Raw genomic sequence first — 15,341 nt, 5'->3', positions numbered from 1 at the left:
CGCCAGCGGCGATGGCTGGCGTATGGGGATATAAAGTGTGTTCGGGGAGGTGAATGCGGGTAAATGCTTCGCGATCAGCGGGTGGCCGTGTCTGTACGGATGCCTGAGGTGCGGATATAGCGGTTAAGACCTTCACCGGCATCCGGCTCAAAGTTCCATGCCCGCCAGACCATCCGGCCTTCAGTATCACGAACCACCAGACGGAAGTGACTGCCCTGGTCGTCTTCGAGTGTGATATTGCTGTACGTGGTAGTGACCGCTTGCGCTTGTCTCCGGGTGAAAGGCCCCGGTGGCAGCAACACGGATTGGGTCATTTTCGGGCTCCTGATAAAAGAAAACCCCGGCAGCCTGCTAGCTGTCGGGGTGGATTTGCTGGGGAAGATACTACTATCAGTCGTTGCTGCAGTCTCCGAGAGTGGACAGAACTTTCTCAGCGTTCTTCCGGTCCGCAGTGAAGGTCCCTGCTTTGTGGTCATTGACGTAGACGTCGAACTGCCCGGCCTCAGAGATATTGCTGATGAAGTCAAACCAGGCGTTATCGCCGTTACGCCAGCCCAGGCTGGACGGAATAATGTACTGCTGGTGATCCATCACTACGGTGATAGTAGTGTCGTCATCGTGCGAACTGACCATCTTGTCATCGGCAAGGGTAAGAAAGACTGAATGCTGATAGAAACCATTCTGGTCCGGGTTCCCTGTGCAGTTGATGGTAAACGTCTTTCCGCTGGCTTCGGTCACGCTGTATTCCGTATTGCCCTGACCGTAACCCTGCTGCCAGAACCCCGGGATAGCAGAGGCATTAAAGCTCGCGAGCAGTACACCCGCCAGCATAAACCGACTTAGTGAAAGTATTGTCATTCTTGTCTCCTTTGTCGTTGTTTTATTCCTGATTGTCAGGGTTCGAGGGTATCAGTAGCTGCCCCATCAGTTTGCCGTCATGGGCGTACTCAAAGTATTTTTCTTTGGTATACGGGTCCGTCACCTCCTGGTATTCCAGTTTGATGTTATCGGCAATACACAGCGCATTCATCAGTGGCTGGACGGTTTTTTCCTGCATATCCACGAGGTAGTAGTAACTGCCATCCTCGCAGCCATCGGGCGACTGGCGGGTACGTAAAACCTGCAAGGTGGGACCGGATAAGTAGTCAACCTGTGACCATTCTTCGCTGACATCATCCTGGTGGCTGACCACATCACTGAAACGCGGTGGGGTGAGGTCCTTAAATTTACTGATGGCCTTCAGGTCATCACTTCTGTCATCGCATGCGATGAGAAACAGAGTGGTGGCAACCAGCGCCAGCAGAGGCAGTGTTTTACGTTTCATTATTTTTTTCCTGAAATCAGACGAACCACTTTGGCAAAGACATAAATGCCCACGAAAATACCCACCGGCACGCCGACGAACGGTGTCAGCGCGACACTGGCAGCACCGGCTGCGCCACCTCCCGTCAGCAGTGCGGCAACAGTGGCAAGGGTCAGGGCCGCGAGACTGTCGGACACCCCGGTTTTGTTCAGAATGATGACGATGACAACAATGGCGATAATGGCAATAACGGGCATAGGGCTCCTCCCTGTTGCCGGGTTGATAACAACGCTTGCGCTATTCTGGTGAGCTGTTGGCCGGAACAAACGTAAGCAGTGACTGCTGGATAAAGCGAAAATGGGGTAAGGACTGAATAAAGCCCGGGTCTTCAACAAGACGACACAGACTGTCGTTACGCCGGAAAGTCTCCTGCAGGGGCTGAACCAGATGGATTTCATCCAGGGAGAATACGGCGATATGTCCGTCGTGCTCTGCCACCAGATACCAGGCCTGCTGGTGGATAAGTAACCGGCAGGGAGCCAGCCGCTCACAGCGCTGCCCCTCGGCAATCAGCGTTACCCGCCTGCGCCCGGTAATGGCCTGAATCAGTCGCCAGAAAGACAATGCGCCTGATGGCGAAGGAACCGGACTGGCGGGTGCGATTACGCAGGGAGACTCATCGCACATCAGCAGTGCGTTTACCAGACGACGGTCAAAGCCAGGGAAAAGACCGGCCATCCCGCTGCGGTGGGCAAAGATAAGCACGTCGGGCACCATCTGCGTCTCACTGCCCGCAGTGCGTAAGCGGCAATATCCGGACTGATACTCCAGGTCCAGATACATCAGCCGCTCACGAAAATCACGCCGCAGCGTGCGCACCGACACACCAAACTCAGCGGCAAGCTTACGCACACTCAGCGTTTCCCCTGCCACCAGACGGCTGATTATCAGTGACAGCCTGACAGCCAGCCGGTCATGGCGGCGTTCTGCCTGTGTCATGAGACGTTCTCCGTGAAAGTTAACTGACTGAAAATGATGTGATTACTTTAAAGAGAGGGTCGGACAGGGTATGGACACCACAGAAACTATTTTTCATTTCTGCAAAAGCCAGAGGCAGCGGGGGTTACAGGCCTTCCCTCGGTGAGTGAGGACCGTCAGCACGGTGCGATGCGGACAGGTGGTGTCCGATATTAACAAAGCAGCAACATTAAACGGTCACTGCAGTTGCGTGAGCAGGGCTTCCGCCATCACCCACAGTGCCCGGTTAAGTTTCACGTCCCCGTCGATACCGCGAACGGCACGGGTATGTGACCGTCCTCCTTTGGCATTACGGCCACTGAGCCCGCCCTTAATCAGGTTCTCCTGAATACGCTGGTACGTGGTCCACAGGTCATTGCTCTCATCCTGCCAGCGGCGAGGGGAGAGGATCTGCGATTCAGTCACCGGCTGGTGGTCTTCACCAAAGCGGTATGTGAGGGCGGCTTTTGCCAGTGCCTGCTGTGCCGGGGGTGGCAACAGCAACGACTGCATGGCATCCCGTTTCTCCTCCACCCGGTCAAAAATCCCCAGCACCTCATACGCGCCTTCAATCACCTGACTCACCACGTCCCCCTTGTGTGGCACCCGCACCTCGCCAAACGACTCACCGCAGACGAGCCCGTTCTGACAAACCGCACGAAATAGTCCCGGCAACATCTGATACGAACTGGTTCCATCGTGAGAGTTGAGCAGGATTATTTCCGGCACCTGCTTACCGGTTATCTGTCCCTCACGCCGTAGACGCAGCATATGCTTGGTGTGTTCGCGACGCTCCGGATCACGCACACGGGTCTGACAGGCAAAGAATGGCTGGAAGCCTTCTCGCTGCAGGCTGTCCAGCAAGGAGATGGTGGGTATATAGGTGTAGCGTTCACTACGGGATTCATGTTTGTCCTCGCTGAACACACTGGGCACCACGCGAAACAGCTCCTCGCGGGTTAACGGACGGTCACGACGAATAATGTTTGCAGCGCCAAAGCGCGAAGCCAGACGGGTCATAAGCAGACTCCTCATAACGGGAAAACAAATAAAGGGGATCCCCGTCGCATCGGCGACAGGGTCAGGGAAATAACAGGGATGGATTAAATACTCAGAAGAAGAAATCCCAGACGGCGCGGGCCACAGAGACCACGGTGGTGCGCACGGCCTGAATGACGGCCCGCACAGGGGCGGGTATCAGGGGAAAGGCACTGATGCTATCGAGTACGGCCCCGACGGTTTCACCAAAATCGCTACGAGCCTGTTCCCGGACTACCGTCGTGCGAAAGGAAGGATGGAGTTGCGACACCACCGGGCTGGTGGCCTCACGTGGCAGGCACTTAATCATCCGCTCGGCCATCACCTTAAGCCCCCATTGTAGACGGACCGACACAGCACACACCGGATGGACGGGCTGGAACAGCTCATGCAGCAGGCAGATTTTGCGGCTGATATTCTGCTTCTGCGCCGTGGACAACTGTCCCCCACCGCTGGTGGGTTCGGCCTTATCCGACTGGCTGATAACAAACAGCACCTTATGCCGGTATACCTCTCCAATCACCTGATGATAAAAATGTTCATCCACCGTCAGCGCCCGGTCATCGGCCTTAATCAGCCACAGTACCAGGTCGAGGCGAGGAAGCTGTTCGCGGTACAGCGCAGCATACTCGGTATCGCGAGCGCCACTTTCGCCCACGCCGGGCAGATCCATCAGCGTTATATAGCGGTCGCCAACCTGCAGGCGAAAGCGCAGTGGCTCACGTGTACAGGCCGCCACATCGCTGACCGGTGATACCTCACTGGCAAACAGGGCATTGCAGAGTGAGGATTTACCGGCACCGCTCTTACCCATAATGCCGATTACTGGCTCGTAATGGGTTAACTGATTTATCTGCTGCAATATACGTTCAGACACCCACTGTGGCAGGCCAGCAAGCGATTGCTGAAACGACTTCAAACCTTCAGAATTGTTCATTAGCTACTCCTCTGAAAAATTATACAAAAACGGCAGAATCGTGAGATTCTGCCGTTAATCGGGTATGTTCAGAAGAATGATATCTATCTGAAAATAATTTGAATTAAGGTAAGCGACGAGCCACGGTTGCCTGTGATCCCAGTCCCTGAGTCGTTAGGTTATTCTGATATCCCTCATCCCCAGACCAGAACAGTGGATAAGGGCAAATTGCCTGAGGGAGCTATAGGGCATTGGGCAGCAAGGTTTTATAGTTGGATGGCATCAATTTAACGGTATAGAAACATCAGCCCATACGATGACTGTCTACGTTTAAGACATAAATTCTTGCTGTTACATAAGTATTAATGCTGATTATCATCAATTTGATTATAATCATGGCACTTTATGGATTACCGTATTAAATATTCATTTTTTCCCTATAGTGATGATTCATGCTTGGTTCCCTTTCTAAGCGGCTTGAGGACTTGAGTTTGGTCCAGCGCGAGAGGTTGGCCTACATCGATTTTCGGCTCTATTTCTTCGGTGAGATCGGACGCCCTGATCTGATTGAGCGCTTCGGTGTGGCTCCGGCAGGGGCGACACGCGATTTGGCTTTGTACCGGGAAATTGCGCCGCATAACATCACCTTCGATGGTAGCAACAAGATTTATCGCATCGGGCAGGAGTTCTCACCGTTGTTCGAGCACGCATCGCTGCGCGTTCTGTCGGCGCTGTCTCTCGGTTTTGGCGATGGCGTGAACGGCTCAATGCAGGCGCTGCTACCATGCGAATCCCCCGCAGCCCTAAGCATTCCCAAGATGGATGTGTTAGCCACGATTTGCCGAGGCATCCACGCTAAGCGACCCGTCGCCATCCGCTACTACTCGATGAGCAGCGGCGAGTCCGAGCGGGTAATTGTGCCCTTTGCTTTGGTTGATACCGGCATGCGCTGGCACGTCCCTTTGATCGCAAGAGTAGAGAGTTTCGGGATTTCGTCGTCACCCGCATCGAAGCACCAACATTGCTCGACGAGGAGCCACAAGCCAACGAACGACAGGATAACGACATCCAGTGGACGCGCATCGTCGAGCTGGATTTCGTGCCGTACCCGAGCGTTGAGCGGCCCGATATTATCAAGATGGACTATCGTCGATGCTACGCTGATCCACGCGCCCAGTTCAACCAAGAACCAGGACGGCAAGCGCGACCCGGAAATGCACCAGACCAAGAAGGGGAACCAGTATTACTTTGGCATGAAGGCGCACATCGGCGTTGATGATGAATCGGGGCTGGTACACAGCGTGGTGGGCACGGCAGCCACCGTGGCGGATGTCACCCAGGTCGACAAGCTGCTGCACGGCGACGAGAACGTCGTCTGCGCCGATGCCGGCTACACCGGCGTCGAAAAGCGCTCCGAGCATGCCGACCGAGAAGTGATCTGGCAGGTCGCAGCACGCCGCAGCACCTACAAGATGCTCGATAAACGCAGCGCCCTGTACAAAGCCAAGCGCAAGATCGAGAAGGCCAAGGCGCAAGTGCGAGCGAAGGTAGAGCCCCCGTTTCGCGTGATCAAGCGGCAGTTCGGCTACACCAAGGTACGTTTCCGAGGGCTGGTGAGGAACACTGCGCAACTGGTGACGCTGTTTGCCCTGTCGAACCTATGGATGGCCCGCCGACATTTGCTGGCAAGCGCAGGAGAGGTGCGCCTGTAATGCGGAAAATGGCCGTCGCAAGGTGCTCGCGACGGCTGAAAGCACCGAAATGAGCGGGTGATCCGATCGTTTTTGATCGGTTCACCGCTTTCAAAATCAGCAGTGGCTGAAGTCAGCCGGAAATACAGGGCTACTTCAGACCATCCCTAGCTAGGGCTCGTAGTTCGGCGCAAGGCTGAAGTCGCTTGGCTGCTTCGCTGTGCAGATCCATGACCCACTTTCCATCAAACTCCCGGTTGTAGTTCCACAAGCATCTCGCGAGTCTTGCCGGCCCGCTCCACTAACAAGACCACAACATCTCCAGCGTTCTTGTCGTCTAGCCGGGCCTGTAATGTGGTGACGTCGTCGACGGCGATACCGTCGATGCTGATAACGCGATCGCCGGGCACGATGCCGCCTGCGGTGACCTCGACGCCGACGAGCCCGGCCCTGTGCGCCGCCGAGCCCGGCGTCACGCGCAATACGAATACGCCCTTACTGCCGGTCAGCGCCTGCAGACGCGCGTTGATCTGCTCATCCACCTCGATGCCCAGTGCCGGACGGATGTACTTGCCGGTCTTTATGAGTTGCGGCACCACGCGCATGACGGTATCGACCGGCACCGCAAAGCCTATGCCGGCCGAGGCGCCAGACGGACTGTAGATGGCGGTATTGATTCCGATCAGCCGCCCAGCCGAATCGAGCAGCGGGCCACCGGAATTGCCGGGGTTGATGGCGGCGTCGGTCTGGATCAGGTGATCGATGGCCGGGCCGCCCGCTTCTCCCGGCAACGAGCGGTCGAGCGCGGAGACGATACCAGTGGTGAGCGTCCAGTCCAGGCCGAAGGGGTTGCCGATAGCGAACACCTTCTGACCCACCTTGAGGTCGGCACTGGTGCCGACCGGCACGGCCGGCGGGCGCTTGAAACCGACGCCGATCTTGAGCACGGCGATGTCGTGCGCGGGGCTCGTCCCCACCAGCGCGGCCTGGTAGTCGCGGCCGTCGGCCAGTTTGACGGTGGCTTCGGACGCGCCCTGGATGACGTGGAAGTTGGTGACGACGTGGCCGGCGTCGTCCCAGATGAAGCCCGAGCCAGTGCCGCGCGGCACGGAGAACACGTTGCGCGTCCAGACATCGCGTACTAATTGCGCGGTGGTGATGTAGACCACCGAGGCGCGCGATTTTTCGAACAGTTCGATGGTGGTTTTCTCGTCCGCCGCCAGATCGCCACGCGCCATCACGGTGCGTTCTGCTGCCTCGCGCGGACTGAACCATGCCTCGATGGCGGGCAGAAACTGCCACAGCAGCATGAGCGCGGCAATGCAGGCGGTGATGAAGAGCCCGCGCCGGACGAAGCGGTCCGGCGCGGGGCGTTGGTACGGGTCGAGATAGGCCATGAGACGTCTCCTGTTGATGGGCAATCAGCGCCACAGCCCGCTCGGGCGCCAGCGCGGTGGGCGCGTCGCCAAAGCGGATTCCGGCAAAAAATGGGGCGCGCGGAGTGGCAACGCTGATGCTGGCCCAGGCGCCAACGTCAGCAGGCGTGCGATGCGCTCTTGCGTTGCCGGACGCGTGCGCAAGCAGGAGGGCTCGGGATTGCCCCATCCCGACCATGGCCAGGCACGCCAGGAGCGGCTGACCCGCTCGATTTTCGCCAGCGCGGACGCCAGCCCCTGCGGGTCGCCAGTCAGTTCCGCCGCAAGGCGGTCAGCGTCGAACTCACGCACGCGAGACAAGCCGAGCTGTGCGAGCAGGGCCAGCTGGGGCGATGCGGCCAATAACAATAGACCAGGCCAATAGACCTCCGCCGCGCCAACCAGCTGCGCGGGCAGGCTGAGCAGGATCGCGATCTGTCCCATAAGGGCCAGTAGGCTCGTGAGGCGACTGTCGGAATCCGCCAGCCCCATGACACGCAGATCCTCATTAGCGATGTGCGCGACCTCGTGCACGAGCACACCCGCCAGCTCGCGTGGGCTCAGGCTGCGCAGCAGGCCATCGGTGAGGGCGATCGATGCCTCCTGCTTTGATCCGGTGGCGAAGGCGTTGACGACGGCACTGGGCACATAGTGCGGCACCGGCGTGGCGGGCAAACCGGCACGGGCGGGCAGCTCGCGCAACAGGGCCCACATCTTGTGGGCTTCTTGCGGGTGCAAGGCCCGTACGCGGTACAGGCGCAAGCTCAGCGCCGACGCGGCTACCGGTTCCAGCAGCAACGCACCTGCAATGGCAAACAGCGCGAGCCACAGGCAGCCTTCCCCAAACGGCAGTCTCCCTGCTGCGGCTGCGATCCCGACCAGGGTCAGGACCAACAGCCCGGTCTGCAGGCGGTTGAGCCAGCGGTGTTGCAAGAGCGCCGTGCGCGGATCACTGGGATGATGACGGGTCATGCTCAGAGGTCTCGGCGGCGCGGTCGCCGCGCTTGCGCAGCAGCCAGTAGGTCGCACCCAGAGCCAGCGTGGCGCTTGCCAGCGCGGCTATCTTTGCGGGGCTCGCGTCGGAGTCGAGGATCACGAACTTGCGGGAGAGTGCGATCAGCGCGATCAGGACCACCGTCTTGACCTGGATGATGCTGTCCCGACGCAGCGCCACGCGCACGATGGAATGCTTGAACTCCATCGCGATCAAGAGCGTCATGATCATGCCGAACACGCTCTGGAATACCTCGTGGTCCAGGGGATTGAAGGCATCTAGAACCAGCAGCGTGAAGACGATGGAGATGAGCTGGAACAGCGACACCACGATGATGACGGCGATCACCGCCGACAGCACGAGCGCGACGACCTGCTCGAAGCGCTCGTAAAAACTCATGATGGCCAATTGGTCACGTAAGACCTGAAATGGGTTAAGGCGTGTTGATTTCATGACGATGAACTCCCTGGAAAACGGCTGCTGTCGAGACGGCGGCGCATTGCGCTGATGTGTCCTTCAATCAGCTCGGTCGACATGCCAAGCGTCGACATCACCTGTTCCGCCAGCCCAATAGCTGCGGCAAAGGATTGCTGATACACGCGCACGTTGGGCATGGCGCGAAATGCATCGGCCGCGGTCGTACTTCTGCATGACACCCACAAGGTCAGCGCCGGACGGCGCTCGGCAATCGCCTGGGCGATGCGCAACGCTTGCTGGGCATGGGCGAACGTCAGCACCACCAAGTGCGCATGCGTCAAGCCGGCAGCCAGCAAGGTATCGGGCCGACTGGCATCGGCATGGAACACCGGCGCGCCGGCGGCACGCGCGGCCTCGACCTTCTGCGCGTCCGCCTCCAGCAGCAGATGCGCCACGCCGGCGTGGCGAAGAATCTCGCTGACTGTCAGGCCAAGCTCGCCCGCGCCGCAAATGATGACATGGTCTCGATATCGCGTCGTCTGCGCGGCGATCTCGACTTCTTCAGCCTGGGGTGGCTGAATGACGCCGCCGGTGCGGCTCAAGAACCGGGCAAGTACATCGTGATGGCGGATCAGTAGCGGTGCCAGGGCCATGCTGAGCACCAGCGCGACCAGCATGGGTTGGACGACGGTCGCGGGGATCAGATGCTGCTGCAAGACCGTGCCCAACAACAGCAGGGCGAACTCGCCGCCGTGCCCCAACGCTATGCCCGTGCGCCAGGCATCGAGGGCGGACAGGCGCGTCGCCCGCAAGGCCAGCGTATTGAGCAGGATCTTGACCGGTACCAGCACCACCAGCCACGCCAGCACCGCCAGCGGTGCCGAAAGAATCTGTGCTGCGTCCAGTTGCAGGCCGATGGTCACGAAGAACACGCCCGACAACACATCGCGAAACGGCCTGAGGTGGCTTTCCATGTGGTGCCGGAAGTCGCTCTCGCCCAGCACCATCCCGGCGAGGAAGGCCCCCAGGGCGGCAGATACGCCGACCGCGTGCGCAGCGGCGGCGGCGGCCACCACCACGCACAAGGAGACGAGCACGAACGATTCCTCGTGGCCCCGCCGCGCCACCCAGCCCAGCAGGCCATGCAACAGACGGCGCGAGGCGAGGGCCGCTGCCGCGAACAGCAGCAGCACACCGAATACTTCGAGCAGCACATGCTCGATCTTCGGCGACTCGCCGCGCGCCCAGATCGCCAGCAAGGCCAGCAGGGGCACGCTGGCCAGGTCCTGAAAGACCAGCACGGCGATGGCACTGCGTCCGTGGCGGGTGGTGAGCTCGCCTTGGTCGGCCAGTTGTCGGCTGACCAGCGCCGTGGACGACATGGCCGCCGCAGTGCCGAGCAGCGCGGCGCTCTGGCCGGGCTGCCCCAGCCACATCAATAGCAGGATCAGCGGCGGGGCCACGGCGATCATCTGCAGAGCGCCCGCCATCAGCACCGTCCTGCGGGCGAGCCAGAAGTCTCCGAGGGAGAATTCCAGTCCGACCATGAACAACAGCAGCGCCACGCCCAGCTCGGACAGAAAGCTCAGCGTCTCCCCCGGCGCGATCACGCCGATGACTGAGGGGCCCAGTACAACGCCGACAGAGAGATACCCCAGCAAGGCGGGCACTCTGAACGCCGCCGTCGCCATCGCCGCCAGGCTGCAAGCCGCCAGCAGGATTAGTGTAGTGCCGAGCAAGCCCTGCATCGGTCAGCGTCCCACTTGCGTCGACGTCCAGCGCACGATGTCCTGCGCGCCCATCACGCCGGCCTGACGGGCGATCTCCCGCCCACCCTGGAACAGGGCGAGCGTCGGGATGCTGCGGATACCGAACTGCGTGGCCAGGTGGGGCTCAGCCTCGGTATTCACCTTCGCCAGCCGGATCCTCGGTTCGAGCTGGTGCGCCGCTTGCTGGAACTGTGGCGCCATCATCTTGCACGGCCCGCACCATGGCGCCCAGAAATCGACCAGCAGCGGCAGATCGCTGCGCTCCACGTGGCGCGAGAACGTCGCCGTGGTCAACTCGATGGGCTCGCCCGTGAACAAGGGCTGCTGGCAGCGGCCACAGTTGGGATGTTCCGATAGCGTCGCAGTCGGTACGCGGTTGATGGACTGGCAATGCGGGCAGACAAGGTGAAGATCATTCTTCATGGTTCGCCTCCTTGGACCACAGTGAGGCTGCCTCGTTTCGGGTCACAGACAATGCCGACCAATCAACGCTTTGGAGCCAATCGTTCCCGTTTTTGCTTACTCCGGCCTCTTCCAGATGAGCAGCGATGAATGCTTCGGCCTGCATGAGCCACCTTCGGACAGCATCTTCCTTACTAGGAATCAGCAGGATTTCAGAGACGCTGCTGGCATTCAGCCCGTCCACACGGATAAGCAGAAAAATGCGCCGCCACAAACGCGGCATGTCCTTCAGCAGGTCAAATGCAAAAGCGAACTCGCTCGACCGATCAATCAGCTCCTCCTGTTCCGCGATCGTTGCGACATCGGGATGCTGACTGCCAGCGAAAATATCGGCCAGCTTGAGTGTGTCATCGTGCTGATAAAATTCGAAGATTTCCTCTTCCACCATGGCCTCGGCCACGTCTTGGGCATCCGGTTCGACCGGCGCGTCCAGAGAAACGGATTCGCCAAATTGCCGGCTGCTTGCCACTTCGTTATCCAGGACGGCGAACAGATGCTTCAAAAGACCGGTGTAAGCCTCTTTTTCCCCCGGCACGGATTGCCATTCCACCTTAGCCCGGACAATCGCTTCATCCACCACGTCGCGCAGCGTCGGATAATCGCGCGGTAAATCGCCGACGGCCCGCAGATAAGCCAGCTCACGCCTTGCGACAGCCTCAAGTTTCGACAGTAGAGGCATTCGGGTCACCTCGGCCTCATGGGCGGCTGATGCGGGTTTTGCGGCAATCCGCACCTTGAGCTCGCGCAAGCGCTCGCGTCGTGCTTTGCGCTTGATTTGATCCTGAGCATGCAGTCGGTCAAAATGCTTCTTGGCCTGACGGAACAACGACTGTGCGAGCATCTGCGCGAGGGGCGTCAGCTCGTTATGTGATGCAGTAACGCTGACAATCTTTTTGCCGGGCAGGTGCATATAGCCACTGGCCAGAAATTGCCGCTTGATCTTGTCGCGATCAAGGACGATTTGAAGTCGCGCTGAATCTTTAGTGTGTTTGTCGAGCAATGGCTTGAGGGCGTGCTCGATCACATTTCCCAAAGCTCTCTGCCAAGGTTCATGAAACTCTTTGTCGATAGCTCGATAGCTATATTGTATCTGCATGTATGACTCCTTCGATGTCATTTCTACGGAGGCATGAATCGAGGATGCTCATATCCATAGATTTTGGTTTGGCACGCTCTTACCCCAGGCGCGTTTTGCGAAGACTCCAACTCAAGAACAAAAGCGTGACGCCATAGACTGCCGCATGGAAACCCAACAGCCAGCCTGCGGCCACGAATGACTCGACCGGACGGGTAAAAAATATCCACAAGACGATAGCACCAAGGATAATCGAGAGCAGTCCACTGAGGGCAAGCCAGATTTCACCCTTGATTTCCCGACGCAGCCGAACGGCGGCGGATATCTCCAGCACACCGGTGAAAATCGCCCAGAAGCCCACGCTAGCCCATAAAAAAGAAGCCAAGACTATCGTGGCGACCCAAGGAGCAACCAGGACGACGACGCCCGTAAGTATGCCGACAATGCCGCTGAACAGCAACCAGCCCCAGCGCTCTTTTTTCTGGATATGGCGCACCGCTGCAAACAAGTTGAACGCGCCATTGACCAAGGAAAATGCGCCGAACATGATGGTCATGGCCAACAGAGCCGATTGTGGCATCCAGAACGCGAGGGCTGCAAAAATCAATGCCAAGACACCGCGCAGCACAAAAAGCCACCAATTTTGGCTCAGCGAACACAGTGCTTTGGTGGGGTCATCCGCATTGGAATTGGCGATGGTGTCTGTGTTCATGCAATATCTCCTAAAGATCTATACAAAATAAAAAATCAAACACTCATGGGACAAGAGAGGGGGCGCTATGCGCCCCCTCTCCAGCGGTTTCAGAACAACTTGGACAGTTTTGCCTTGACTTCATCGAGCCAGCCTTTTCCGCAGCCTCCCCCTCCCGTCTTTTCCTTGATTTTCTTGAGTTCAGCGTACAGGGGCTCAAAGTCCTTCCTTTTTCCATAGCCCAGCAGTTCTGCCATTTCCAACTGCTGCCGGGCTTCGTTCAACAATGTCTCCAGGCGCTCATTGGATGCTTCGCTGCGCTGACCATCTTCTACCAGGGGCTCGGCGCGCTTCAGGAGCAGCTTCGCACGCAGGACGGGCAGCGGAAGCACGCTGCGCTCCTCGACCAGCGTGCTGAGCGCTGACTGCAGCGCGGCTTTGGCTTCTTCGATCTTGCCCTGATCGATCAGCGGCACGACTGCCTTCACGGCTGCGGGATAGGACGCCAAAGGGATGTTGGTGACCGTGATCACGATTTCACTGGCCAGCAAAGCCAGCACGTGGCGAGCCTGTTGCACCTCGCCATGTTTGAGGGCATCCAGCGCCTCGTCGGTCATCGCCTCAATGGTTTCCGTGTTGGCGAACAAGTCGTGCACGATGGTGCGCACATCAACGCCGGCCAGGGCGAGCGTGGGTTCGCGCGCGACGATCAGCTCCAGCTTTCCCGTCACTTCGGCCAGCGTTGCCAATGCGCGTGCAGTGTCCTTGCCGTCAAGTGCGGCCAGCGCTGATTTGGTCAGCGACAAGGCCGAGACTGCCTCATCGAGGACTTGTTTACGTTTGTCTGCCGCCTGTGAGTCCGTTTCTTTCTGAACCTCAGGCTGTACCTCCGTGACGACTTCAGGCTTGGACTCTGGACTGACAGGAAGGCTGCTTACCGCGGCCTGTTCGTTTATTCCTTCGTTCGTCGCATTGGGATTCGGTGTTTGCTCATTCATGGTGATATGCCTCGTATGAGATAGTGAAAATAGGCGAATCTATTGGGGCTGAATGCGAACATCGCGAGACTGACCGGCAGAGCAGTCAGCCCCTTCATCACCTCAAAACAGCTTTTGGATGCGCGTCTTCAACTCGTCGAACCATCCCTTGCCGCTTTTGCCACCAGCCGACTTTTGCTCAATGGACTTCACCTGATCGAAGATGGGTTTGAAGTCCGCCTTCTTGCCATAACCCAGGATCTGCGCCATCTCGATCTCCGTGCGCACGGACGACAGCAAGGTGCTGAGCTCCTCGTTCTGCTTGGCATCGCGCCTGTCGGTCTCGGCCAGCTTTTCAGCTTTTGCCATCGCGGCTTCGGCCCGTAGCACGGGCAGAGGAAAGGCGACCGAGGTCACCACCAGCGTGTTCAGTGCTCGGACGAGTTCCGCTTTGGCGTTGTCGATCTCGCCGCTGTCGATGAGCCGTGCGGCCGACTTGATCGCTGCCGGGTACGTTGCCATCGGAAGGTTGTCGGTTTGGATTACGATTTCGCTGGCCAGATTGGCAACGATGGGCCGGGCCTTTTGCACCTCGCCATCACCCAACAACTCCCGAGACAACTTGACCGCTTTCTTTACCGATTCCACGTTGGCGTGGATATCGTGGGTGATGACGCGTACATCGACCGGCGCTAAAGCAAGTTTGGCGTCGCGTGCCAATACCAGTTCCAGCTTTCCGCTGGCCAGTTCCAGCGCAGCAAGCGCCTCCTTGGTCTTCTTTGCATCAAGGAGGGTCAAAGCCTCCTGGGTCTTGGTGAGCGCCGTGATGGCGTCTTGAGTGAGCTCGGCACGCTTTTTATCGGCTTCCCGGGCGGCCTTGTCATCTACCTGTGGCTGTGCCGCCTTGGATGCGGCAGAGGGTGCTGCAGCACCTGGGCTAGAACCTGCCGCCGATTGGGCCAGAGCCGGTCCGCTCAGTCCGACGACGACCGCCAGGGCAAGTGCGGAGAAGGTGTATTGTGGCTGTTTGATATTCATGATCTTGGGCTCTTGGTTGAAGTTAGTTGACTGAGATTTCAATCTGTTTCGGTTTGGCTTGCTCGGCCTTGACAAGCCGCACTTCCAGCACGCCGTCTTTCATGGAAGCCGTCACCTTGGTCGGATCAACGTTGTCAGGCAAGACAAAGCTGCGCACAAAGCGGCCATACGCACGTTCGATGCGGTGGAACTTCTTGCCCTGCTCCTCTTTTTCCAGTTTGCGCTCGCCGCTGATGGTGAGCACACCGTTTTCCGCGCTGACGCGCACGGCATCCTTGGGGACCTCCGGCAGATCCAGCTTGAGGAGGAATGCGTTCTCATCCTCGCTGATGTCCGCCATTGGTGCCCAGTCCGCCGTGGTCATGGCTTCGTTGCCGGTACGGGCGCCCTGTCGCTGGGGTATTCGTCCGAACATCGTCGCCAGGCGGTTTTGCAATTCATCCAGTTCCCGGAAGGGGTCCCACGGAGTCAATGCAGACATATCGGTTCTCCTTGAACAATGCCGACGAATTGGATGACGCACTGAACAGAGCCGTCG

At 58.7% G+C, this 15,341-nt stretch carries 17 protein-coding genes and 2 pseudogenes; 2 read left to right on the top strand and 17 right to left on the bottom strand.

Features of this window, described 5'->3' with window-relative positions; genetic code table 11:
- Positions 1 to 74: 74 nt before the first annotated feature.
- The 7 genes from HV261_RS19820 to HV261_RS19790 form a co-directional block, all read right to left on the bottom strand.
- A complete protein-coding gene (locus HV261_RS19820) occupies positions 75 to 314 on the bottom strand; it encodes a DUF905 domain-containing protein (RefSeq protein ID WP_000194654.1) in 240 nt (79 codons plus the stop codon).
- Between the two features lie 76 nt (positions 315 to 390).
- A complete protein-coding gene (locus HV261_RS19815) occupies positions 391 to 858 on the bottom strand; it encodes a YfjT/YkfB family phage-associated protein (protein WP_001547765.1) in 468 nt (155 codons plus the stop codon).
- A gap of 22 nt (positions 859 to 880) precedes the next feature.
- On the bottom strand, positions 881 to 1,324 hold the full coding sequence (locus HV261_RS19810; RefSeq protein ID WP_000824223.1) for a YfjS/YafY family lipoprotein: 444 nt from the start codon (positions 1,322 to 1,324) through the stop codon (positions 881 to 883).
- Complete coding sequence (ypjK, locus tag HV261_RS19805) at positions 1,324 to 1,560, bottom strand: protein YpjK (protein WP_001144031.1); 237 nt, start codon at positions 1,558 to 1,560, stop codon at positions 1,324 to 1,326. The genes HV261_RS19810 and ypjK overlap by 1 nt, the downstream gene beginning before the upstream one ends.
- Positions 1,561 to 1,600: 40 nt before the next feature.
- On the bottom strand, positions 1,601 to 2,302 hold the full coding sequence (locus HV261_RS19800; RefSeq protein WP_023326104.1) for a DeoR family transcriptional regulator: 702 nt from the start codon (positions 2,300 to 2,302) through the stop codon (positions 1,601 to 1,603).
- Between the two features lie 216 nt (positions 2,303 to 2,518).
- A complete protein-coding gene (locus tag HV261_RS19795; RefSeq protein WP_023326105.1) occupies positions 2,519 to 3,340 on the bottom strand; it encodes a DUF932 domain-containing protein in 822 nt (273 codons plus the stop codon).
- Positions 3,341 to 3,431: 91 nt separating this feature from the next.
- Positions 3,432 to 4,295 carry a GTPase family protein gene (locus HV261_RS19790; RefSeq protein WP_016154552.1) on the bottom strand — a complete coding sequence of 288 codons (864 nt, stop codon included), beginning with the start codon at positions 4,293 to 4,295 and terminating at the stop codon, positions 3,432 to 3,434.
- Between the two features lie 431 nt (positions 4,296 to 4,726).
- Here HV261_RS19790 and HV261_RS28030 point away from each other — a divergent pair.
- Positions 4,727 to 5,173, top strand: a pseudogene (locus HV261_RS28030) (BrxR family helix-turn-helix transcriptional regulator); the annotation flags it as partial.
- 237 nt (positions 5,174 to 5,410) lie between these two features.
- Positions 5,411 to 5,986: pseudogene (locus tag HV261_RS19780) on the top strand (IS5 family transposase); the annotation flags it as partial.
- Between the two features lie 224 nt (positions 5,987 to 6,210).
- Here HV261_RS19780 and HV261_RS19775 read toward each other — a convergent pair.
- The 10 genes from HV261_RS19775 to hsp20-GI form a co-directional block, all read right to left on the bottom strand.
- Positions 6,211 to 7,362 carry a S1C family serine protease gene (locus HV261_RS19775; protein ID WP_023326108.1) on the bottom strand — a complete coding sequence of 384 codons (1,152 nt, stop codon included), beginning with the start codon at positions 7,360 to 7,362 and terminating at the stop codon, positions 6,211 to 6,213.
- 24 nt (positions 7,363 to 7,386) lie between these two features.
- On the bottom strand, positions 7,387 to 8,352 hold the full coding sequence (locus HV261_RS19770; RefSeq protein ID WP_016154555.1) for a zinc metalloprotease HtpX: 966 nt from the start codon (positions 8,350 to 8,352) through the stop codon (positions 7,387 to 7,389).
- The gene (gene psiE-GI, locus HV261_RS19765) at positions 8,330 to 8,827 is read right to left on the bottom strand and encodes a heat resistance protein PsiE-GI (RefSeq protein WP_016154556.1); all 498 of its coding nucleotides are present in this window, start codon (positions 8,825 to 8,827) and stop codon (positions 8,330 to 8,332) included. Before psiE-GI ends, HV261_RS19770 begins: the two co-directional genes overlap by 23 nt.
- On the bottom strand, positions 8,824 to 10,539 hold the full coding sequence (gene kefB-GI, locus HV261_RS19760; RefSeq protein ID WP_019077719.1) for a heat resistance system K+/H+ antiporter KefB-GI: 1,716 nt from the start codon (positions 10,537 to 10,539) through the stop codon (positions 8,824 to 8,826). Before kefB-GI ends, psiE-GI begins: the two co-directional genes overlap by 4 nt.
- Before the next feature lie 3 nt (positions 10,540 to 10,542).
- Entirely contained in the window at positions 10,543 to 10,983 is a 441-nt protein-coding gene (gene trx-GI, locus HV261_RS19755; RefSeq protein WP_202039223.1) for a heat resistance system thioredoxin Trx-GI, read from the bottom strand.
- Positions 10,973 to 12,118 (bottom strand): RNA polymerase sigma factor, encoded by a 1,146-nt coding sequence (locus HV261_RS19750; protein WP_049100056.1) that lies wholly within the window; start codon positions 12,116 to 12,118, stop codon positions 10,973 to 10,975. Before HV261_RS19750 ends, trx-GI begins: the two co-directional genes overlap by 11 nt.
- A 79-nt stretch (positions 12,119 to 12,197) precedes the next feature.
- Positions 12,198 to 12,809 carry a heat resistance membrane protein HdeD-GI gene (gene hdeD-GI, locus HV261_RS19745; RefSeq protein ID WP_001090779.1) on the bottom strand — a complete coding sequence of 204 codons (612 nt, stop codon included), beginning with the start codon at positions 12,807 to 12,809 and terminating at the stop codon, positions 12,198 to 12,200.
- Between the two features lie 89 nt (positions 12,810 to 12,898).
- Positions 12,899 to 13,786 carry a heat resistance protein YfdX2 gene (gene yfdX2, locus HV261_RS19740; protein ID WP_016154558.1) on the bottom strand — a complete coding sequence of 296 codons (888 nt, stop codon included), beginning with the start codon at positions 13,784 to 13,786 and terminating at the stop codon, positions 12,899 to 12,901.
- A gap of 102 nt (positions 13,787 to 13,888) precedes the next feature.
- On the bottom strand, positions 13,889 to 14,803 hold the full coding sequence (gene yfdX1 / locus HV261_RS19735) for a heat resistance protein YfdX1 (RefSeq protein WP_016154559.1): 915 nt from the start codon (positions 14,801 to 14,803) through the stop codon (positions 13,889 to 13,891).
- 22 nt (positions 14,804 to 14,825) lie between these two features.
- Positions 14,826 to 15,284: a small heat shock protein sHSP20-GI gene (hsp20-GI, locus tag HV261_RS19730; protein ID WP_001275372.1), complete on the bottom strand. Its 459-nt coding sequence runs from the start codon at positions 15,282 to 15,284 to the stop codon at positions 14,826 to 14,828.
- Between the last annotated feature and the right edge of the window lie 57 nt (positions 15,285 to 15,341).

It is taken from the genome of Citrobacter sp. RHBSTW-00671 (assembly GCF_014103415.1).
Classification (GTDB): domain Bacteria; phylum Pseudomonadota; class Gammaproteobacteria; order Enterobacterales; family Enterobacteriaceae; genus Citrobacter.
The sequence above is the reverse complement of the archived record's forward strand: the minus strand, read 5'-3'. Positions and strand labels throughout refer to the sequence as shown.